Annotated in this window: 24 protein-coding genes; 20 read left to right on the top strand and 4 right to left on the bottom strand. The window is 60.3% G+C overall.

Translation table 11 applies throughout. The annotated features are described in order from the left end of the window. The first annotated feature begins 65 nt into the window (after nt 1-65). The 8 genes from cysE (at nt 66) to SJY08_RS08190 (ending at nt 6314) form a co-directional block, all read left to right on the top strand. Nucleotides 66-890 carry a serine O-acetyltransferase gene (cysE, locus tag SJY08_RS08225; protein WP_069041459.1) on the top strand — a complete coding sequence of 275 codons (825 nt, stop codon included), beginning with the start codon at nt 66-68 and terminating at the stop codon, nt 888-890. Nucleotides 891-1017: 127 nt separating this feature from the next. Beyond that, on the top strand, nt 1018-1221 hold the full coding sequence (locus tag SJY08_RS08220) for a DUF3126 family protein (RefSeq protein ID WP_006728476.1): 204 nt from the start codon (nt 1018-1020) through the stop codon (nt 1219-1221). Between the two features lie 206 nt (nt 1222-1427). Next, the gene (locus tag SJY08_RS08215; RefSeq protein ID WP_069041458.1) at nt 1428-1775 is read left to right on the top strand and encodes a phasin family protein; all 348 of its coding nucleotides are present in this window, start codon (nt 1428-1430) and stop codon (nt 1773-1775) included. A 241-nt stretch (nt 1776-2016) separates the two neighbouring features. Next, entirely contained in the window at nt 2017-2364 is a 348-nt protein-coding gene (clpS, locus tag SJY08_RS08210) for an ATP-dependent Clp protease adapter ClpS (protein WP_113461216.1), read from the top strand. A gap of 9 nt (nt 2365-2373) precedes the next feature. Beyond that, nucleotides 2374-4851 (top strand): ATP-dependent Clp protease ATP-binding subunit ClpA, encoded by a 2478-nt coding sequence (clpA, locus tag SJY08_RS08205; protein WP_300890100.1) that lies wholly within the window; start codon nt 2374-2376, stop codon nt 4849-4851. 72 nt (nt 4852-4923) lie between these two features. After that, on the top strand, nt 4924-5706 hold the full coding sequence (locus SJY08_RS08200; RefSeq protein ID WP_377275273.1) for an AzlC family ABC transporter permease: 783 nt from the start codon (nt 4924-4926) through the stop codon (nt 5704-5706). Continuing rightward, on the top strand, nt 5706-6035 hold the full coding sequence (locus tag SJY08_RS08195; RefSeq protein ID WP_377275272.1) for an AzlD domain-containing protein: 330 nt from the start codon (nt 5706-5708) through the stop codon (nt 6033-6035). The genes SJY08_RS08200 and SJY08_RS08195 overlap by 1 nt, the downstream gene beginning before the upstream one ends. 90 nt (nt 6036-6125) lie before the next feature. Then, entirely contained in the window at nt 6126-6314 is a 189-nt protein-coding gene (locus tag SJY08_RS08190) for a hypothetical protein (RefSeq protein ID WP_054151301.1), read from the top strand. Nucleotides 6315-6344: 30 nt separating this feature from the next. On the opposite strand, the gene SJY08_RS08185 is transcribed toward SJY08_RS08190, so the two are convergent. The 4 genes from SJY08_RS08185 to SJY08_RS08170 form a co-directional block, all read right to left on the bottom strand. Then, nucleotides 6345-6764, bottom strand: coding sequence for an HIT family protein (locus tag SJY08_RS08185; RefSeq protein ID WP_377275271.1), 420 nt, complete (start codon nt 6762-6764; stop codon nt 6345-6347). 71 nt (nt 6765-6835) lie between these two features. Beyond that, entirely contained in the window at nt 6836-8035 is a 1200-nt protein-coding gene (locus SJY08_RS08180; protein ID WP_377275270.1) for a GNAT family N-acetyltransferase, read from the bottom strand. A gap of 10 nt (nt 8036-8045) precedes the next feature. Then, entirely contained in the window at nt 8046-8777 is a 732-nt protein-coding gene (locus tag SJY08_RS08175; RefSeq protein ID WP_377275269.1) for a glycerophosphodiester phosphodiesterase, read from the bottom strand. Next, nucleotides 8774-9244 (bottom strand): RidA family protein, encoded by a 471-nt coding sequence (locus tag SJY08_RS08170; RefSeq protein WP_054151305.1) that lies wholly within the window; start codon nt 9242-9244, stop codon nt 8774-8776. Before SJY08_RS08170 ends, SJY08_RS08175 begins: the two co-directional genes overlap by 4 nt. Nucleotides 9245-9360: 116 nt before the next feature. Between SJY08_RS08170 and SJY08_RS08165 the strand changes: the two genes are divergently transcribed. From SJY08_RS08165 to lpxA, 12 genes are all read left to right on the top strand, one after another. Beyond that, a complete protein-coding gene (locus tag SJY08_RS08165; protein ID WP_377275268.1) occupies nt 9361-10191 on the top strand; it encodes a cell envelope integrity EipB family protein in 831 nt (276 codons plus the stop codon). Nucleotides 10192-10380: 189 nt separating this feature from the next. Beyond that, complete coding sequence (rpsB, locus tag SJY08_RS08160; protein ID WP_377275267.1) at nt 10381-11148, top strand: 30S ribosomal protein S2; 768 nt, start codon at nt 10381-10383, stop codon at nt 11146-11148. 258 nt (nt 11149-11406) lie between these two features. Further along, nucleotides 11407-12333: a translation elongation factor Ts gene (gene tsf, locus SJY08_RS08155; RefSeq protein WP_069041450.1), complete on the top strand. Its 927-nt coding sequence runs from the start codon at nt 11407-11409 to the stop codon at nt 12331-12333. 95 nt (nt 12334-12428) lie between these two features. Then, nucleotides 12429-13151, top strand: coding sequence for a UMP kinase (pyrH, locus tag SJY08_RS08150; protein ID WP_054148019.1), 723 nt, complete (start codon nt 12429-12431; stop codon nt 13149-13151). Between the two features lie 59 nt (nt 13152-13210). Continuing rightward, nucleotides 13211-13771: a ribosome recycling factor gene (frr, locus tag SJY08_RS08145; RefSeq protein WP_069043818.1), complete on the top strand. Its 561-nt coding sequence runs from the start codon at nt 13211-13213 to the stop codon at nt 13769-13771. A gap of 50 nt (nt 13772-13821) precedes the next feature. After that, entirely contained in the window at nt 13822-14565 is a 744-nt protein-coding gene (locus tag SJY08_RS08140; RefSeq protein ID WP_377275266.1) for an isoprenyl transferase, read from the top strand. An 8-nt stretch (nt 14566-14573) separates the two neighbouring features. Next, the gene (locus SJY08_RS08135) at nt 14574-15407 is read left to right on the top strand and encodes a phosphatidate cytidylyltransferase (RefSeq protein WP_377275265.1); all 834 of its coding nucleotides are present in this window, start codon (nt 14574-14576) and stop codon (nt 15405-15407) included. Between the two features lie 65 nt (nt 15408-15472). Beyond that, nucleotides 15473-16606, top strand: coding sequence for an RIP metalloprotease RseP (gene rseP / locus SJY08_RS08130; RefSeq protein ID WP_377275264.1), 1134 nt, complete (start codon nt 15473-15475; stop codon nt 16604-16606). A gap of 193 nt (nt 16607-16799) precedes the next feature. Beyond that, nucleotides 16800-19154, top strand: a complete 2355-nt coding sequence (bamA, locus tag SJY08_RS08125) for an outer membrane protein assembly factor BamA (RefSeq protein ID WP_054148022.1) — start codon at nt 16800-16802, stop codon at nt 19152-19154. A 50-nt stretch (nt 19155-19204) separates the two neighbouring features. Further along, nucleotides 19205-20269, top strand: coding sequence for a UDP-3-O-(3-hydroxymyristoyl)glucosamine N-acyltransferase (gene lpxD / locus SJY08_RS08120; protein WP_377275263.1), 1065 nt, complete (start codon nt 19205-19207; stop codon nt 20267-20269). After that, a complete protein-coding gene (gene fabZ / locus SJY08_RS08115) occupies nt 20262-20729 on the top strand; it encodes a 3-hydroxyacyl-ACP dehydratase FabZ (RefSeq protein WP_006728455.1) in 468 nt (155 codons plus the stop codon). Before lpxD ends, fabZ begins: the two co-directional genes overlap by 8 nt. Next, a complete protein-coding gene (lpxA, locus tag SJY08_RS08110; RefSeq protein ID WP_069041445.1) occupies nt 20726-21541 on the top strand; it encodes an acyl-ACP--UDP-N-acetylglucosamine O-acyltransferase in 816 nt (271 codons plus the stop codon). The genes fabZ and lpxA overlap by 4 nt, the downstream gene beginning before the upstream one ends.

The raw sequence follows: 21541 nt of genomic DNA, 5'->3' as shown, positions 1-21541 counted from the left end.
CCCATTTGAGTTCATCAGGTCTTGGACTATATAATGCGTCTCTACGACGAATGAGGAGACCGGCAATGGTCGCACACAACGACGTCCTCAAGACCGAGACTGTCAAGTCCATGGATCCGATCTGGGATAGCCTGCGGCATGAAGCCCGCGTGGCCGCCGATCGCGATCCTATGCTGGCGGCCTTCTTCCACTCGACGGTGCTCAGCCACCGCTCGCTGGAGGATTGTGTGATCTACCGGATCTGCGAACGGCTCGATCACTCCGACGTGCCGGCGATCGTGTTGCGCCAGGCCTTCGAGGCGATGATGGCCGACTGGCCGGAATGGACGGGCATTCTGCGTGTCGACATTCAGGCCGTGTATGACCGCGATCCGGCCTGCACGAGGTTCCTCGAGCCGGTGCTCTATTTCAAGGGATTCCATGCGATCCAGACCCACCGTCTGGCCCATTGGCTGTGGAACAATGGCCGCAAGGACTTTGCGCTTTACCTGCAAAGCCGCTCGTCCAACATGTTCCAGACCGACATCAATCCGGCCGCACGGATCGGCAAGGGCATCTTCCTTGACCATGCCACCGGTCTCGTCGTTGGCGAAACCGCACGCATCGGAGACAATGTTTCCATTCTTCATGGTGTTACCCTGGGTGGTACCGGCAAGGAAGGTGCAGATCGACATCCGAAGATCGGTGATGGCGTGATGATCGGAGCGGGTGCCAAGGTCCTCGGCAACATTGAAGTGGGCAGCTGCTCGCGCATCGCTGCAGGTTCCGTCGTTCTAAAGCCCGTGCCGAAATGCACAACAGTCGCCGGCGTTCCCGCACGCGTGGTCGGGGAGGCGGGTTGTGCCGAGCCGGCGCGCTCAATGGACCAGATGATCGCTTCGGACGACTGACAGCACGAGAACGTGAACGGCAAGGTTTGCCCGGGTTCCCTGGGGCAAACTTCACTTCGCGTCTTTACAGGTCCGGAATGCCCGTGCGACAAGCGCGCACCCCAGAAACAGTCCACGGAGACGCAGTGTGAAGCCCGAAGAACTGAAGAAGCTCGACGCCTATTTCAAGCGCACCTTCAACCCGACGATGAGTGTGAAGGCCCGTCCGCGCAAGGACGATTCCGCTGAAGTGTATGTCGGTGACGAGTTCCTCGGCGTTGTCTTCAAGGACGACGAAGACGGCGATCTCTCCTACAATTTCTCGATGGCGATCCTCGACGTCGACCTTTGATCGCAGGGATCTCTGTAAGGCGCTGAAGAGCGCTAGTGCGCCAAAAGAAGTGTCATGAAGATGGGGCTGCGCCTGTTGGTGCGGCCTCATTTCTTTATCCGGCTTACAATTGACGATTGTTGTGCGCCGCACAAATTCACTTGACCCTTTTTGTGCGACTGCTATCTTCGCGCTATCTGATATGCCCAACAAGGAGGAGTGTCCGCATGATCAATATCGATGACGCCAGCAAGAAGGGCAAGGAAGCCATGGAAGCCATGATGAAGAACTATTCGGAAGTCACCAAGGGTTTTCAGGCGATCGCCACAGAAGCGACCGACTACTCCAAGAAGTCGTTCCAGGACATGGCGTCCTACATGGAAGCCCTGACATCGGTGAAGAGCGTTGAAGCTGCTTTCGAGCTCCAGACGACCTTCATGAAGTCCTCCTATGAGAGTTTCGTTGCCGAAGCGACCAAGATGGGCGAAATGTATGCTGATCTCGCCAAGATCGCTTACAAGCCCTACGAGGGTGTTGTCGGCAAGGCCATGGCGCCAATGTCTTCTGCTGCCTGATCGAAGCTTGCGCGTAACATTCGAGACCGGCCGTGCCCCGCACGGCCGGTCTTGTCATTTGTGGCTGCTGGTATAACCTAATTCTTCCATTTCCTCGCATTTCCGGGCTTCGTGACAAATTGTCGTCATGGCAGCCTGGGGGGCTTAAAATCACCGCATAATGAACTACCTTACTGTGCTGAGTGTTCGTCCGCACCGATGTGTAACGGCAAACCGGCCGGACAACGGAGAATGAACTGAAATGACTGCCAAGCCGGTCTTCATGCAGAGCCAGGGTGACGGGGAGAATGCCAATCGCGGCACCTCGGTGATCACCCGCACCAAGCCGAAGACGAAGAAGCCGAACCTGTATCGCGTCCTGCTTCTGAACGACGACTACACCCCGATGGAATTCGTGATCCACATCTTGGAGCGCTTTTTCCAGAAGGACAGGGAAGCCGCCACCCGCATCATGCTGCACGTCCACAATCATGGTGTCGGGGAATGTGGTGTCTTCACCTACGAAGTCGCCGAAACCAAAGTCTCACAGGTGATGGATTTCGCCAGGCAACATGAACATCCGCTTCAATGCGTCATGGAAAAGAAGTGAGGATCAGACGTGCCAACATTTTCACCCAGCCTCGAAAAAGCGCTGCATCAGGCCCTGACCTACGCAAACGAGCGTCACCACGAATATGCGACGCTGGAGCACCTGCTGCTCGCTCTGATCGACGACGCTGATGCCGCCGCCGTCATGGGGGCCTGCAACGTCAACCTCGATGCCTTGCGAAAGACTGTCGCCGATTTCGTCGACAACGATCTCGCCAATCTCATTACCGGCTATGACGAGGATTCGAAGCCGACTTCGAGCTTCCAGCGCGTCATCCAGCGGGCCGTGATCCATGTCCAGTCCTCGGGTCGCGAGGAAGTGACCGGCGCCAATGTGCTCGTTGCGATCTTCGCCGAGCGCGAGAGCAATGCCGCCTACTTCCTGCAGGAACAGGAAATGACCCGCTACGATGCGGTCAACTACATCTCCCATGGCATCGGCAAGCGTCCGGGTGCGTCGCAGGTTCGCAGCCCGCGCGGTTCTGATGAAGGCGAGCCCGAGGCCAAGCAGGGCCGTGAGCCGGATGAAGCCTCCGCCAAGGGCAAGCAGGAGGCCCTGAAGGCCTATTGCGTCAATCTCAATGAGAAGGCCAAGACTGGCCGCATCGATCCCCTGATCGGCCGCCACGACGAAGTGAACCGCACCATCCAGGTTCTGTGCCGTCGCTCCAAGAACAACCCGCTTTACGTGGGTGATCCCGGCGTCGGCAAGACCGCGATCGCCGAAGGTCTCGCCAAGCGCATCGTCGAAGGCAAGGTGCCGGAAGCGCTTGCTGATGCAACGATCTTCTCGCTCGACATGGGCACGCTGCTCGCCGGCACCCGCTATCGCGGTGACTTCGAGGAGCGGCTGAAGCAGGTGGTCAAGGAGCTCGAAGACTATCCTGGTGCCGTGCTGTTCATCGACGAGATCCATACGGTGATCGGCGCTGGCGCGACCTCTGGCGGCGCCATGGATGCGTCGAACCTCTTGAAGCCGGCGCTCTCTTCAGGGGCGATCCGTTGCATCGGTTCGACCACGTACAAGGAATATCGCCAGTTCTTCGAAAAGGACCGGGCGCTCGTCCGCCGCTTCCAGAAGATCGACGTCAACGAGCCTTCGATCGATGATGCGATCGAGATCATGAAGGGCCTGAAGCCCTATTTCGAGGACTACCACAAGCTCCGTTACACCAACGAAGCGATCAAGTCGGCTGTCGAGCTTTCGGCCCGCTACATCTCCGACCGCAAGCTGCCGGACAAGGCGATCGACGTGATCGACGAGACGGGTGCGGCCCAGATGTTGCTGCCGGCCTCGCGTCGCCGCAAGCTGATCACCGAGAGGGAGATTGAGGCTACCATCGCGACGATGGCACGCATTCCCCCGAAGACGGTGTCGAAGGACGACGAGATGGTGCTCGCCAATCTCGAAAAGGAACTGCGTTCCGTCGTCTACGGTCAGGACAAGGCAATCGAAGCCCTCTCCACCTCGATCAAGCTTGCCCGTGCCGGCCTGCGTGAACCGAACAAGCCGATCGGCTCTTATGTGTTCTCCGGTCCGACGGGCGTCGGCAAGACGGAAGTAGCCAAGCAGCTGGCGTCGTCGCTCGGTGTCGAGCTCCTGCGTTTCGACATGTCGGAATACATGGAGCGGCACACGGTATCGCGTCTGCTCGGTGCGCCTCCCGGCTATGTTGGCTTCGACCAGGGCGGTCTTCTGACCGATGGCGTCGACCAGCACCCGCATTCGGTCGTGCTGCTCGATGAAATCGAGAAGGCGCATCCGGATATCTACAACATCCTGCTGCAGGTCATGGACCATGGCCAGCTGACCGATCACAACGGCAAGAAGATCGACTTCCGCAACGTCATCCTGATCATGACGACCAATGCGGGCGCGTCGGAAATGGCGAAGTCGGCGATCGGCTTCGGTTCGTCCAAGCGCACCGGCGAAGACGAAGAGGCGCTCAACCGCCTGTTCACGCCGGAATTCCGCAACCGCCTTGATGCGACGATCCCGTTCGCACCGCTGCCGACGGAAGTCATCCATCAGGTGGTGCAGAAGTTCGTCATGCAGCTGGAAGCCCAGCTGTCCGAGCGCAACGTGACCTTCGATCTGTCCGAATCCGCGATCGCCTGGCTGGCGAAGAGCGGTTACGACGAGAAGATGGGTGCCCGCCCGCTGGGTCGCGTGATCCAGGAGCACATCAAGAAGCCGCTCGCCAACGAGATCCTCTTCGGCAAGCTGAAGAAGGGTGGCGTCGTCAAGGTCGGGACCAAGACCGACGACACCGGCGCGGAAGTGCTCGATCTGGAGTCGATTGCAGAGGTGCCCGCCGTCAAGCCGAAGCCGGAAGCCGAAGTGGCATCGGCCAAGCCTGCCAAGGCGAAGCGCAAGCCGGCGGCAAAGGCCACGGCGATTGTCGATGAGGGTGATGTCGCCGTCATCGACGAGGCACCGAAGCAGCCGAAACGCTCCGCCGTGCCGAAGGTGCCGAAGAAGAAGTAAGCACCCCAAGCTTGAGAGACCCGTGCCGGGCGTTCCGCCCGGCACTTTCTTTTTGCCGATCCGGATTTTCAGATGTCTTCGGCCTCTTCAGATATTTCCCAAACACGGTGGTTTTTCACCGGCATGCGCGGGCTCTACAGCCTGCCTGCGATCATCCTGATGATTTCCTTCGTCGGCTTTTCTGCCTTCGCACTTGAATCGGGCGTCAGTCGCGCGGAAGCGATGTTCATGACAGCGGCGGTGTGGGCGCTGCCGGCCAAGATGATTCTGATCGGCACGATGACCAGCGGCGCCAATCTGCTGGCGATCTTCCTGGCCGTCTCGCTCTCTTCCATCCGCATGATGCCCATGGTCGCCTCGCTCGTGCCGGAAATGCGCACCGAACGCACGCCGACCTGGCTTTTGCTGTTCCTGTCGCATTTCATCGCGATAACCGCCTGGGTCTTTGCCATGGGCAGCTTCAAGACTGTGCCGAGGGAAGGGCGGGTCGCCTATTTCGCCGGCTTCGGCATCACCCTGGTGACGGTGAACACGATCCTCGTCGGCGTCTGCTATGGGCTGGTGGCGAAGTTCCCGCCCGTGGTTGCCGGCCTTCTCTTCTTCCTGACCCCGGTCTATTTCATCGCGTCCATCTGGGCGACGGGCCGGCAGTCCGTCGTCAAGGTGGGCTTCGTCGTCGGCGCCGTCTCCGGCCCGCTCCTGGCGCTGGTCATACCCGGTTTCGACATCCTGATTGCCGGCCTTGGCGGCGGCACGCTGGCCTACCTGTTTGACCGCTACGTGATCCGTGCAGGACAGAAACAGGCCACCGCCGCTGGCATCGATCCGACCACCCAAGCAGACGAGGTGGTTTGATGCAGGATTATTGGCCTTATATCGTCATCATCGTCGCCGGCTGGCTTGCCACGGACATCTGGCGCTGGCTCGGCGTGCTGGCCGGAAACCGGCTGCAGGAGGGATCCGAAGCGCTGAACTGGGTGAGGGCGGTCGCGACGGCGCTGGTGATGGCGGTGACGGCAAAACTCGTCGTCTTCCCGACGGGTACACTCGAGAGCTCTCCGCTCTGGCTGAGGCTCGCGGCGGCCGGAATCGGCTTTGCTGCCTTCCTGTTGGCCGGCCAGCGTGTCATCGTCGGTGTCGTGGTTCCCCTGGCGATCCTGGGTGCGGGCCTGCTCTGGCTCTGACTTCATCTCCGTTCACAGACACGTGTGATCGCTGTAATTGCCACATTTCGCTTCCCAAATCGGGTGTCCGATCAACCAGAGGATAGCGAAATGTCAAAGGTAGTACGCTTCCGAAAGCTGAAGCACGGGGACCCACCCCGTTTCAAGGTCTTGCCGGATGACCTGCGCAAGACGTCGGCCCGCAGTGGCGGCTGGAGCGCGACGGGCTCCTTTCCGTTGATGGTGCTCTCGCTCGTCGGTGTTGCCGCCGTGTTGGTGATCGGCGGCTTCATTGGCTGATGGCGCGGCAATATCGGGCTGGCGCTCGCTTCAGAGCGCCGCCTTGATCTTCTCGGCCTGAGCCTTCAACACGTCGACATCGGCCATGCCGCCCGCATGCGGCTTGAGCGGCACGCCCTCGTGGCGCGGGATGACGTGGAAGTGCAGGTGGAAGACGGTCTGCCCGGCTGCCGGTTCGTTGAACTGCGCAATATAGACGCCGTCGGCGTCAAAGGCGTCCTTCGCGGCGTTGGCAAGCTTTTGCACGACCGGCATCAGCGTCGACAGCACTTCCGGCTCGGCGTCGAGCAGGTTGCGCGAACCCTTTTTGGGAATGACGAGCAAGTGCCCCGGCGCCTGCGGCATGACATCCATGAACGCCAGTGTGTTTTCATCCTCGTAGAGTTTCACCGACGGAATGTCGCCGGCCAGGATCTTGGCGAAGATGTTGTTGGGATCATAGGCGGTCATGGTGGTCTCCTCGATTTCTGCGGCCACTTAACGGCAAGGAACGCTGGGCTTCAAGCCTGAGCTTGCGGCTCTCAACCGTCGAATTCCTCGCCCTCGCGCGGTTGGCGCTCGCCCTTGCGGAAGGGCGTATGTTCCCCGAGATACTCCCCGACCTGGGCCACTTCGCGCCGTTCGTGTTCGAGATAGTCGGCGACGGCCCTGCGCAGCCCCGGGTGGGCAATGAAGTGGGCGGAATGTGTGGTGACGGGTTCGTAGCCGCGCGCGAGCTTGTGTTCGCCCTGCGCGCCGGCTTCGACACGGGCAAGGCCCTTGTGAAGCGCGAAGTCGATTGCCTGATGATAGCAGACTTCGAAATGCAGAAAGGGGTGGTCCTCGGCGCAGCCCCAGTGGCGGCCATAAAGTGCGTCCGAACCGATGAAGTTGATGGCGCCCGCCACATAGCGACCGTCACGCTTTGCCATCACGAGCAGGACGTCGTCCGGCATGCGCTCGCCGACCAGCGAGTAGAACTGGCGTGTCAGGTAAGGCCGGCCCCATTTGCGGCTACCGGTGTCGATGTAGAAGCGGAAGAACTGGTCCCAGATCTCCTCGGTCAAATCGCTGCCCGTCAGCCAGTCGATGCTGATGCCGTTCTCGAGCGCGTTCCGCCTTTCCTTGCGCAGGTTCTTGCGTTTCGACGAGGAGAGTTCGGCGAGGAATGCCTCGTGATCGGCATAGCCGCGATTGATGAAATGGAACTGTTGGTCCGTGCGCTGCAGAAAGCCGGCTTCCGTAAGGGCAGTAAGCTCCCCTTGCGGCAGGAACGTCACGTGTGCCGAGGATGTCCCGAGTTCGCGGGCGACCTGCTGCAGTCCCTGGGCGAGTAGCGCCTGGACGCGAGATACGTCCTCGCCCTGTCGGACGAGCAGCCGGGGCCCGCTGGCCGGAGTGAAAGGGATGGAAGCCTGGAGCTTGGGATAGTAGCGTCCGCCGGCCCTGTGGAAGGCATCGGCCCAGCCATGGTCGAAGACATATTCACCCTGGCTGTGGCTCTTGAGATAACAGGGAATGGCGCCGATGAGGCGCCCTTCCTGTTCAAGCAGCAGATGGTGGCCCATCCAGCCTGTCTCGGCGGTTGCGGAACCCGACTCCTCGACGGACGAGAGAAAGGCAAACGAGGTGAAGGGGTTGTAGCCTGGGGCGGAGCGGGACGCTCCAGTGAGCTCTCCCCATTCGGCGGAAGCGATCTCCTTGAAGGAGCGCACTACACGGATTGTCACCTCGTCTGCCATGGATCTCCCGTCAGGCGATCGCCGGCGACTGGCGCGGGTCGAAGCCTTCGAATGTCATCTGGTCTGCATATTTATAGGTCTGTGCCCGCATGATTTCATCCCTGACTGTCCAGGTAATCACGGGCGCGCCCTTTTCACGCAGGTCTGCGACGAAATCATTCGGCAGATGGGCGACGCAATACGACGTGAAATCAAGCCCGAGATCCATGGCTTCGCGATGCGCCGCAAAGTTTTCCGGCTTCACGCCTTCCGCAGTCAGGCCGACGGGCCAGGGGCATTCCGCGACCTTCAATGCCCGCAGCAGGTGATAGTCGAAGCTCATCAGCGCGACCTTGCCTTCGTAACCCTCAAGCACCTCAAGCACGGCCTCGACGAAACCGTCATCCTGCTCGGCATCGAGGCCCTTGAGTTCGATCACCAGCGGCACCCGGCCTTTCACGAGATCGAGCATCTGGCGAAGCGTCGGGATCTTGTCTGCGGTTCCGCCGATCGACAGCATCCGCAATTCGCCCGCTGTGCGCTCGCGCACTTCACCATTCATGTTGCAGAGCCGCTGCAGATCGTGGTCGTGGAAGACCATCGGCACGCTGTCGGACGAAAGCTGGATGTCGCATTCGATGGCAAAGCCTGCCTCGATCGCCCGGCTGAAGGCCGATAGTGTGTTTTCCCAGATCTCTCTGTTCATGTCGTGATAGCCGCGATGGGCGACGGGGACGTCCTTGATCCAGTCGATATCGCTCACAAGGCAATCTCCAGGATGGCGTCGATTTCGACGGCGGCATTCAGCGGCAGCTGCGCAACGCCCACGGCCGCGCGTGCATGTTTGCCGGCGTCACCAAGCACGTTTGCGATCAAGTTCGAGGCACCGTTGATGACGAGGTGCTGCTCGATAAAGCCCGGAGCGGATGCAACGAAACCATTCAGCTTCACGACACGGTTGATCCGCGAAAGGTCGCCGGACAGCGCCGCTTTCGCCTGGGCAAGGATGTTGATGGCGCAGAGTTCTGCCGCTCTCTGAGCCTCGGCAAGCGCGACATCGCCACCGACGAGACCGATCACCGCCACTTTTCCGCCTTCAATCGGCAACTGTCCCGAGAGGAACAGCAGGTTTCCGCTGATCACATAGGGCACGTAATTGGCGGCGGGGGCTGCGGCTTCCGGCAGGCTGATGCCCAGCGCTGCAAGGCGGCCGTCGATTGTGTCGGACATGGTCGATTCCCGGTCTGTTGATAAAAGTTGAGAAAGTTGTGGTGACGAAAAGCATGTCTCGCTTTTGCCGGATGTGTTCTTATAACATCGACGACGAGTTCAACAGGAGGGTGTCGATGTTTCCTTTGCGAATGGCGGTCCGTGCGACGCTTTCCCTGGCTGCCTTTGGTGCGACCGGGCAGGTTGCATCCGCGGCGACCGTCGGCCTCGTGCCGCATCGCGCCGTCTACGAGATCGGGCTGAAGGAAGCGTCCGACCGCTCCGGTATCGAATTGGTACGCGGCCGCATGGTCTATGAATTCAGCGGCTCGGCCTGCAAGGGCTTCAACACCCAGTTCCGTTTCGTCACCCGCATCGACGTCGGTGAGGGCGTGCGTGTCACCGACCAGCGTTCTTCCACCTTCGAAGATGTCGCGGCTGGCACATTTCGCTTTGAGAACAAGTCCTTCACGGACGATCAGCTCGACAAGGATGTCAGCGGCGCCGCGGCCGAAGCCGGTGGCAAGGTCAAGATCGAGCTGACCGGCCCCGACAAGCGGGCGCTCGAGCTTGCCGATAGCCGGTTTCCGGCCGAGCACATGCTCGAAGTGATTGCCCGGGCGCGAAAGGGTGAACAGGTCTTCGAATTGCGGATCTTCGACGGCTCCGAGGATGGCGACCAGACCTACCTGACAACGACCATCGTCGGTGGCCCGACGAAGTCGAGCGACACAGATCCGGAAGCCAAGGCCCTGGAGTCGCTCGGCGCCCAAGACTACTGGCCCGTGTCGATCGCCTATTTCGATGAGAAGACCAGGGGCGATCAGGAGCCGATCTACAGTCAGTCTTTCAAGCTGTATGATAACGGCGTCACACGCGACCTGACGCTGGACTACGGCGATTTCGTTCTGGCCGGCAAGCTGACCAAGCTCGAAGTTCTCGGCAAGCCGGACGTTGGTTGCCCGTAAAGCTGCCTGCACGCCTGGAAATCGCTTGTTTTACCCTTGATTTTTGACCGGCGCCCCTGTATGGCCGGCCTTATTCCACACGTGAGGCTTGGGATCGACAGGGAGAAATCCTGCCGCTTCCGCCCGGTGGCAGTCCGAAAGGACTGCTGTTTGCTTCACGGGGGTTCAACCGGAAAAGGAGAAAAAGGCATGGCATTGCCTGATTTTAGCATGCGTCAGCTTCTGGAAGCTGGCATTCACTTCGGTCACCAGACGCACCGCTGGAACCCGAAGATGAAGCCGTACATCTTCGGCGATCGTAACAACATCCACATCATCGACCTGGCTCAGACCGTTCCGATGCTGTCGCGCGCCCTTCAGGTCGTGTCCGACACCGTCGCTCGTGGCGGCCGCGTTCTGTTTGTCGGCACCAAGCGTCAGGCTTCGGAAATCATCGCTGATTCCGCCAAGCGTTCGGCCCAGTACTACGTCAACTCCCGCTGGCTCGGCGGCATGATGACCAACTGGAAGACCATTTCGAACTCGATCGCCCGTCTGCGCAAGCTCGACGAGATCCTGGCCTCGGAAGCCTCTGGCTACTCCAAGAAGGAGCGCCTGAACCTTGAGCGCGAACGCGAGAAGCTTGAAAAGGCTCTCGGCGGTATCCGCGACATGGGCGGCACCCCGGACCTGATGTTCATCATCGACACCAACAAGGAAAAGATCGCGATCGACGAAGCCAAGCGCCTCGGCATCCCGGTTGTTGCTGTCATCAACTCGAACTGCGATCCGGACCTGATCGACTATCCGATCCCGGGCAATGACGACGCTTCGCGCGCCATCGCTCTCTACTGCGAACTGATCTCGCGCGCTGCCATCGACGGCATTGCTCGCCAGCAGGGCGCTTCCGGTCGTGACATCGGCGCCTCTGCCGAAGCTCCGATCGAGCCGGCTCTCGAAACCGAAGCCGACGCATAATCGCGTATAGCGGCGGGCTCCCCGCCGCTTTTCCCGTCAAGGGAATGGCCGCCTGTGCGCTCTTCGAGCAGCGGGCGGCCTCCGTTCTTCCGGATGCCGCTTGCCATAGGCGAGAGGGCGTCGAAGACGGCCGATTGTTTCCGTGGTGACCTGCTTCATCACGTTGTCATACATCCGGGTACATTTCGTCCCCAACATAGCGGTCCTCCGTTCGCCCAAAGCCACGGATCGTCCGCCTGAACAGACAAGAGGCACACAATGGCTGAAATCACTGCAGCACTGGTAAAAGAACTGCGCGAAAAGTCCGGCGCAGGCATGATGGATTGCAAGAAGGCTCTGACCGAAAACAACGGTGACATCGAAGCCGCCATCGACTGGCTGCGCGCCAAGGGTATCGCCAAGGCCGACAAGAAGTCGGGCCGCACGGCTGCTGAAGGCCTGATCGGCATCAACGGCGCCGGCACCTCGGCCGTGGTCGTCGAAGTCAACTCCGAAACCGACTTCGTTGCCCGCAACGACGCCTTCCAGGACCTCGTCCGCGGTGTGGCTTCGGTTGCCATCGGCACCGACGGTTCCGTCGAGGCGATCGGCGCTGCCACCTATCCGGCCAGCGGCAAGACCGTCACCGACACCATCAAGGACGCAATCGCCCATATCGGCGAGAACATGACGCTGCGCCGCGCCGTCAAGCTCTCGGTCGAAGACGGTGTTGTCGCGACCTATATCCACAATGCCGCCTCTGAAGGCCTCGGCAAGCTCGGCGTTCTCGTCGCGCTCAAGTCGACCGGCAACAAGGACGTGCTGGCTGCCATCGGCCGCCAGGTCGCCATGCACATCGCTGCGACCAACCCGCTCGCGATCCGTTCGGAAGAAGTTGATGCCGCTGTTGCCGAACGCGAGCGCAACGTCTTCATCGAGCAGTCCCGCGCTTCGGGCAAGCCGGACGCCATCATCGAAAAGATGGTTGAAGGCCGCATGCGCAAGTTCTTCGAGGAAGTCGCCCTTCTCTCGCAGGCTTTCGTCATCAATCCTGAGGTGACCGTCGGCGACGCGATCAAGGCTGCCGAGAAGGATGCTGGCGCCCCGATCGAAGTGACCGGCATGGCCCGCCTTCTCCTCGGTGAAGGCATCGAGAAGGAAGAGAGCGACTTCGCCGCTGAAGTGGCTGCCGTCGCCAAGGGCTGATCTCAGTTACCCTTCTTCGAGGGAAAACATCGGGCATCGCGTGACAACGCGGTGCCCTTCGTGTATCCGGCACAGAATTGATCTCGGGAGTATTCATGTCAGCCAAGCCATTGTTCAAGCGCGTCCTCCTCAAGGCTTCGGGCGAAGCCCTCATGGGTAGCCAGGGATTCGGGATCGATGTGGCAGTGGCCGACCGGATCGCCGGAGACATCGCCGAAGCCCGCCGCATGGGCGTGGAAGTCGGCGTCGTTGTCGGTGGTGGCAACATCTTCCGTGGCGTGGCCGTCGCGTCGAAGGGTGGCGATCGCGTGACCGGTGACCACATGGGCATGCTGGCGACCGTCATCAACGCGCTGGCGCTTGCCACGTCGCTGCGCAAGCTCGACATCGACACCGTGGTTCTCTCGGCCATTGCCATGCCTGAGATCTGCGAGAGCTTCTCGCAGCGCGCCGCCTTGCACCATCTGGCCCAGGGCCGGGTGGTGATCTTTGCCGGTGGTACCGGCAACCCGTTCTTCACCACCGATTCCGCCGCTGCATTGCGCGCAGCCGAAATTGGCGCACAGGCCATATTCAAGGGCACCCAGGTCGATGGCATCTACTCGGCCGACCCGAAGAAGGACCCCGCTGCAACCCGCTTCGACAGCCTGACCCATGATGAAGTCCTGCAGAAGGGCCTTGCCGTCATGGACGTCGCCGCCGTTGCACTCGCACGCGAAAACCATATTCCGATCATCGTCTTCTCGATCCACGAGAAGGGTGGTTTCGGCGAAATTCTGTCCGGCGCTGGCCGTATGACGATCGTTACCGACAACTGATTTCACATGAATGGCGGCGATCTGATGCCGCCGACTGACAGAGCAATGGGAGAACCATGATGACCGCAGGGGTTGATCTCAACGACATCAAGCGCCGCATGGACGGCGCGATCAACGCGTTCAAGAACGACATCGCATCGCTGCGCACCGGCCGGGCCTCCGCCAACGTACTGGATCCGGTCGTGGTCGAAGCCTATGGTTCGCGCGTGCCGCTGAACCAGGTCGCTAACGTGACGGTGCCGGAGCCGCGCATGCTCGGTGTTTCGATCTGGGACAAGTCCATGGTCGGCGCTGTGGACCGTGCGATCCGCGAAGCCAATCTCGGCCTCAATCCGATCGTGGATGGCCAGAACTTGCGTATTCCGCTGCCTGAACTCAACGAAGAGCGCCGCAAGTCGCTGGTCAAGGTGGCACACGACTACGCCGAAAAGGCCAAGGTCGCGATTCGCCACGTCCGCCGCGACGGTATGGATGGCCTGAAGAAGGCCGAAAAAGACGGCACGATTGGTCAGGATGACAGCCGCAGCCAGTCGGAGCGGGTGCAGAAGATGACCGACGAGACGATTGTCGATGTCGACCGCTTGCTCGCGGAGAAGGAAAAGGAAATCATGCAGGTTTAAGGCAGAGTCGTTTCGCTCGAGCACTCTTAACGCCGCCTGGATCCTCGCCAATGTCGACAGTTCAACATCGCATCGTTCCGCAGCATGTTGCGATCATCATGGATGGCAATGGTCGCTGGGCAAACGCCCGGGGCCTGCCCCGGACGTTTGGCCATCGCAAGGGTGTTGAGACTGTCCGCGAGACCGTGAAGGCTGCCGGCGAGGCAGGTGTCGGTTTTCTGACGCTTTTTGCATTCTCCTCGGAGAACTGGCGTCGTCCCGAGGCTGAGATCAACGAACTGTTCGGTCTGCTCAAGGCATTCATTCGCCGCGATCTCGCCGATCTGCATCGTGCCGGCATCCGTATCCGGATCATTGGCGATCGCGTCAACCTGCGGGACGATATCCGCTCACTGCTCCTGGAAGCGGAAGAAACCACGACCAATAACACCCGCATGACGCTCGTCATCGCCTTCAATTATGGGTCACGTGACGAAATTGCGCGCGCCGCCGCGCGTCTGGCTGCCGACGTGCAGGCGGGCCGGCTTGAACCGTCGCAGATCGACGCAGGCAAGCTCAACGACTGCCTGGATACCGCGGGCATCCCCGATCCCGATCTGGTGATCCGCACCAGCGGAGAGGAACGTCTGTCGAATTTCCTCCTGTGGCAGGCGGCTTATGCCGAATTGATGTTCGTGCCGGACTTCTGGCCGGACTTCACGCCGGCTTTGTTTGATTCCGTGCTCGAGCGATATGCTGCCCGCGACCGTCGCTTCGGCGGCCTCTCGGCCAAAGCCGTGGCCGTCGGCTCATGACGCTTACGATGTCGCGAGAACTTCAGCTCAGAATTGTTTCCGCCATCGTCATGATCGCGGTGGTTCTCGCGGCAACCTGGTTTGGCGGACTGTCCTTCAAGCTCGTGGCTGCCAGCATTGGCCTGTTGATCTATTACGAATGGTCGACGATCACGCGGCTCGCGGAAAGCAATATCCGGGCGAATGCCTTCGGTTGGTTCTCGATGGCGGTGATCAGCCTCAACATGTTGTTCGGGCAGGCGGAATTTACCGTGCCGCTCTTTGCAGGCCTGGTGGTCACGGCGGCAATCCCGGCCTTTCTGCGCCGTGTGAACTGGTGGCAGCCGGGCGGACTGTTTTACGCGGGGCTGAGCACCATCTCGCTGTCGGCTATCCGCGGCGAAGATTCGCTCGGTTTCGTTGCGATGCTTTTCGTCTTCATCGTCGTATGGTCGACCGACATCCTTGCCTATTTTGTCGGACGGGCGATCGGCGGACCGAAGCTTGCGCCGAAGATCTCCCCTGGAAAGACCTGGTCGGGGGCAATCGGGGGCACGGTGGCCGGCGTCATCGGCGGCGTTCTGATCGCGATGGCACATTTCCAGGATGTCGGGCTTTGGGTTGCGGTCGTCGCCTTCGCCTTGTCGGTCGCAAGCCAGATCGGTGACCTCTTCGAATCATTCATCAAGCGCCGGTTCGGCGTGAAGGATTCGAGCCGCCTCATACCGGGGCATGGCGGGGTCATGGACCGAGTCGATGGCCTTGTATTTGCCTGTTTTGCCGCGTTCTTCTTGGCGATCGGCAGTTCTGCCGGCGGTGTCGGCACCGTCGTCTCGATGGGCGCCTTCCTCTTCGGTCTCTGAGGCGGATGGTGGGCCTCAGGTGACGGGTATAAATTCTCGCTGAAGCGAGTGCAGGAAACGGACAGATGGATCACATCAGCGCAGTCTTCGGCTTTCTCGGCGGATACATCCTGCCTTACATTCTCATTCTGTCACTGCTCGTCTTCATTCATGAGATGGGTCACTATCTGGCCGGGCGCTGGTCGGGAATACGCATTCTGGCGTTTTCCGTCGGGTTCGGTCCTGAGCTCGTAGGCTATACCGACAAGCACGGGACACGCTGGAAACTTTCCGCGGTTCCCTTGGGCGGTTACGTGCGGTTCTACGGGGATGCGGATGCTGCGAGCCGTCCGGACGGCTCCTTCGCAGAAGAGTTGACCGAGGAAGAGCGTGCCCAGACCCTAAACGGCGCCAAGCTCTGGAAGCGCGCCGTCACCGTCGCCGCGGGCCCTCTTGCAAACTTCCTGCTGGCCATTGTCATTTTCGCCGGCATGTTCGCCACCATGGGCAAGCCCGTATCGGATCCTGTCGTCGCCGACATCAAGGCCGGCAGTGCTGCGGAAGAGGCTGGCATCCAGCGCGGCGACGTCCTGCTCGCGCTTGACGGCCGCATGATCGAGACTTTCGACGATGTCGTCCGCTATATCACCATGCGCCCGGAGATCCCGGTGGAAGTGACGGTGAGGCGCGAGGGCCAGGAGATCGATTTCGCCCTGACCCCCAAGCGTGCCGTCACCAGCGATCAATTCGGCAATGAAATGGAAGTCGGCCAGATCGGTATCATCACCGACCAGCAGGCCGGCAATTTCCGGATCGTGGAGCTGTCCCCGCTTGAGGCCGTCTGGGAAGGCGTGCGTCAGACCGGGCACATCGTCACCGGGACCTTCGACTATATCGGCAACATGATTGCCGGCCGCATGAATGCCGATCAGCTCGGCGGCCCGGTTCGCGTCGTTCAGGCCTCTGGTCAGATGGCGACGCTCGGCGTTATCGCTCTGTTAAATCTGGCCGCGGTTCTTTCCGTTTCGCTGGGGCTTTTGAACTTGTTCCCAGTTCCGGTCCTTGACGGCGGCCATCTCGTTCTCTACGCGATTGAGGCAGTGCGGGGGAAGCCGATGGGGCAGGGTGCACAGGAAATCGCGTTCCGGATCGGTATGGCGATGATCTTGTCTTTGATGGTCTTCGCCACTTGGAATGATATCAGCCGGTTGATTGGCTAGGCGGGAGCACGCATGTCGCGAAAGGATTTGTTTACGCTGTTTCAAATTGATAGTGGCGATTGGGCCACGCGTTGAAATGAAGTAAACAGAAATTAACGCACGCACTTGCTTGTAGGGTAAAACCCGTTAAAACCACACACGGGCCGGAGTCGGGTGCCGACTACGGGGCAATGGAAGAAGGTAAAGTATACACATGAAGGCTGGTTCAAAGTTTTTGAACGCAGTATCGGCGGTCGCGCTGTCTGCTGGTGTCGTGTCTTCGGGCGCAGGTATTGCCGTTCTTGCATCGGCAATTGCTGCCGAAGCCGCAGTGGTTCAGCGTATCGACGTACGCGGAGCTCAGCGTGTTGGTCCGGAAGCTGTGCGCTCCAACCTTTCGATCCAGCCGGGTCGGACTTTCTCCAATGCCGACATCGATGAATCGGTCAAGCGCCTCTACGCGACCGGTTTCTTCTCCGATGTCCAGATCTCCGTTTCCGGCGGGACGCTGGTGGTGACGGTTGCTGAAAACCAGCTGATCAATCAGGTGGTCTTCAACGGCAACCGCAAGATCAAGGACGACAAGCTCCAGGGCATCGTTCAGACGCAGGGCCAGGGTCCTTACAGCGACAGCCTGATCAGCGCCGACATCCAGCGCATCCGCGAAGCCTATTCCGCCATCGGTCGTTCCGATGTCGAGGTGACGACGCAGGTCGTTCCGGTTGCCGAAGGTCGCGTAAACCTCGCCTTCGTCATCAACGAAGGCGAGCGCACCAAGATCAGCTCGATCAACTTCGTTGGCAACAACGCCTATTCCGACGGCCGTCTGGCCGCCGTCCTGCAGACCAAGGAATCGGGCATCCTGTCCTTCCTGACCCGCAAGGACGTCTACAACGAGGACAAGCTGCGCGCGGACGAAGAAGCGCTGCGCCAGTTCTACTACAACCACGGTTACGCCGACTTCCGCGTGATCTCGTCTGAAGCCGTCCTCAACGAGACCGGTAACGAATACACGATCAATATCACTGTTGACGAAGGTCAGCGCTATCGCTTCGGCGCCGTATCGGTCGAATCGACCGTTGATGGCATCGACGGTGCGGAGCTTGAGGGTCTTCTCGAGACCCGCGAGGGTCAGACCTACAGCGCCCGTGAGATCCAGAAGTCGATGGAAGCCATCTCCCGCCGCGTGTCGTCGGCCGGCTACCCCTTCGCTCGCGTCGTTCCGCGCGGTGACCGCAACTTCGAAACGAACACCATCGGCGTGACCTATTTGGTCGACCAGGGTGAGCGCGCTTACGTCGAGCGTATCGAAGTGCGTGGCAACACCCGTACTCGTGACTACGTCATCCGCCGCGAATTCGATATCTCCGAAGGCGACGCCTTCAACCAGGAGACCATCTCGCGCGCCAAGCGTCGCCTGGAAGCCCTCGGCTTCTTCTCTTCGGTCAACATCACGACCCAGGCTGGCAGCTCGCAGGACCGCGTTGTCGTGATTGTTGACGTGCAGGATCAGCCGACCGGTTCGTTCGGTATCGGTGCAGGCTACTCCGTCGGTGACGGTGGCCTGGTTCTTGAAGCCTCGGTTGAAGAAAAGAACTTCCTCGGCCGTGGTCAGTTCATCCGCGTTGCCGCCGGTGGTGGCTTCGACGAGACGCAGACCTACAACTTCTCCTTCACCGAGCCTTACTTCCTCGGTTATCGCCTGGCTGCCGGCTTTGACGTGTTCAAGAGCTCGACCAGCGCGAACTCCTACTATGATTACGAAGAGCAGGGCGGTACCGTTCGCGTCACTGCGCCGATCACCGAAGATCTGGCGACGACGCTGCGCTACACCTACAAGGAACTCGACTATATCAATGACGGTGCATTTGGGCCGGACGGCCTTGCTACCGGCACTGATAATCGTGTGGCAGCCCCCTACATCGATGCGATCACGGGCAGCACGTGGAAGCAGTCGATCCTCGGTCACTCGATCGTCTACAACACCGTTGACGACCGTCAGAACCCGCACGAAGGCATCTATGCGAGCTTTACGCATGAATATGCCGGCCTCGGCGGTGACTCCGAATACTATAAGGCATTTGTCCGCGCTCGCGCCTTCTACACGCTGTCTGACGAGTTCGACATCGTCGGATCGCTCGCTGGTTCGGCCGGCCATGTCGTTGCCCTCGGTGACAACCTGAACGTCTTCGATCAGTTCAAGATCGGCGGCAAGGAAATCCGGGGCTTCGACAACAGCGGTATCGGCCCGCGCATCAATGGCGACTCGATCGGCGGCACAACCTATTTCACGGCCTCGGCTGAAGCGACGTTCCCGCTTCCGCTCGTGCCCCAGGACCTCGGTTTCCGTGGTGCGGTCTTCGCAGATGCCGGTACGCTCTACGGCAGCGACCTGCGCAACCAGCCGGGCGCCGTCGGTACCGACATGTCGCTCCGTGCGTCGGTTGGTGCAGGCGTGATCTGGAACTCGCCGTTCGGCGCGCTTCGTGTCGACTACGCGGTTCCGGTCGCCAAGGAAGACTTCGACGATACCCAGGAATTCCGTTTCAGCATGGCGAACCAGTTCTAAGACTGGTTGTCCAGAACTGCTGACAGGTTGACGTTCTGGAGCGTTTGCTGATGGACCATAATCATTTCTTTCCGCCCCATGCCGGGGTGACCCTGGCTGCGCTTGCAGTTCAGACGGGGGCGGAATTGCAGGACGAGAGCCACGGCGGACGGATCGTAAGGTCCGTATCGCCGGTCTCAAGAGCGAAGGAAGGGGATGTCTGCTACATCCTCTCCCGTCGCAACAAGGAAGAGCTGGCAACCTGCCAGGCTGCTGCGATATTTTGCGAAAAGCCGCTTCTCTCGCTCATTCCCGCGCATATTCCAGTTCTTCTCGCCAAGAGCGCTCAGACCGCTTTCGCGCTTGCAGGCGCAATCCTGCATCCGACGGCCTTGAAGCCGATCAGGATGACGACCGAGCCGGCGCGGATCTCACCGGCAGCCTATATCGATCCGACAGCGAAGCTCGAAGATGGTGTCGAAGTCGAGGCCATGGCCGTGATCGGCGCTGATGTCGAAATCGGCAGTGGTACGCGGATCGGCCCGGGTGCGGTGATCGGTCCGGGTGTTCGGATGGGTCGCGACTGCGTGATTGCAGGTGGCGCGACAATCCAGGTCGCTCTCGTCGGCAACAATGTCATCATTCATAACGGTGCCCGCATCGGACAGGACGGTTTCGGCTACGCACCGGGTCCTCGCGGCATGCTGAAGATCGTCCAGATCGGTCGCGTGATCATCCAGGACCATGTCGAGATCGGCGCCAACACCACGATCGATCGCGGCACGATGGACGACACCGTGATCGGTGAGGGGACGAAGATCGATAACCTCGTTCAGATCGGCCACAACGTTCGTATCGGCCGCCACTGCGGCATCGTCAGCCAGGTCGGCATTGCCGGAAGTACGGTGATCGGTGATGGCGTGATGATTGGCGGTGCTGCCGGCATCAACGGCCATATCAAGATCGGCGATGGTGCTCAGATTGCCGCCATGAGCGGCGTTCTGGCCGAGGTGCCGCCCGGTGAGAAATACGGCGGCGTTCCAGCCCGCCCGTTGAAGGATTATCTGCGCGAGGTGGCCGATACGCTCAGCCGCTACGACAGCCGCGCCAAGGAAAAAGGAACCAGCAATGACTGAACTCGCGAAGAGCGAATTGGGTTCGGCTGATATCCTCGAGATCATGAAGCTTCTGCCCCACCGCTATCCCTTCCTGCTGGTGGACAAGATCATCGAGATTGACGGCGACAATTCCGCCATTGGCATCAAGAATGTCACGGCGAATGAACCGCATTTCACCGGACATTTCCCGGAAAGCCCGATCATGCCGGGCGTCCTTCTGATCGAAGGCATGGCCCAGACCGCCGGCGCCATCTGTGCTCGGCTTCAGGGCGAGGGCGGAAATCTCGTCTATTTCATGACGATCGATAACGCGCGGTTCCGCAAGCCGGTCGTTCCTGGCGACCGCGTTGAATTCCATGTCGTCAAGCAGAAGCAGCGCGGCAATATCTGGAAATTCCATTGCGACGCCAAGGTCGACGGAGCTCTGGTCGCCGAGGCCGACATTGGTGCCATGATCATGCGCAAGGATCAGAAATGAGCCAGATTGCCGCAAGCGCCGTCATCCATCCGATGGCCGTGGTCGAAGACGGCGCGGTGATCGGCGAGAATGTCCGGATCGGTCCGTTTTGCCGGGTGGGGTCGCGCGTGACGCTGAAAGACGGCGTCGAGCTCGTTTCGAACGCTGTTGTCACCGGTCTGACCGAAATCGGCGCCGGCACCAAGATCCACCCGATGGCCGTGATCGGCGGTGTCTCGCAAAGTCTGCACGAGGCGGGCGAAGATTCCACGCTGGTCGTCGGTGAAAACTGCACCATGCGTGAAGGTGTGACAATGAACTGCGGCACGGTCGGCGGTGGCGGTATCACCCGCGTCGGCGACAACTGCCTGTTCTTGGCCAATTCGCATGTCGCCCATGACTGCATTCTCGGCAATGACATCATCCTGTCGAACAACGTCATGTTGGCCGGCCATGTTCACGTCGGTGACAAAGCCATTCTCAGCGGTGGCTGCGCCGTGCACCAGTTCACTCGTATCGGCCGTCAGGCATTCATCGGTGGTTTGTCCGCCGTTGCCTACGATGTCATTCCCTATGGCATGCTGAACGGCAATCCCGGCATTCTCGGCGGCCTGAATGTGGTCGGCATGACCCGCGCTGGCATCGAGCGCTCGGTGATCCACCAGGTTCGTCGCGCCTTCAAACAGATCTTCGAAAGCGAAGGATCGGCCCGTACCAATGCGGCCGCCATTCGCGACGAGTATCTGGATTGCGCTCCGGTGATCGAAATCCTCGACTTCATCGCCGCCGAAAGCGATCGGGCACTGTCCTCGCCCAATCGCGGCAAGAACTGA

It is taken from the genome of Rhizobium sp. R86522 (genome assembly GCF_042466255.1).
Classification (GTDB): domain Bacteria; phylum Pseudomonadota; class Alphaproteobacteria; order Rhizobiales; family Rhizobiaceae; genus Allorhizobium.
Note: the sequence above shows the minus strand (reverse complement) of the source record. Positions and strands in the feature narration are given on the sequence as shown.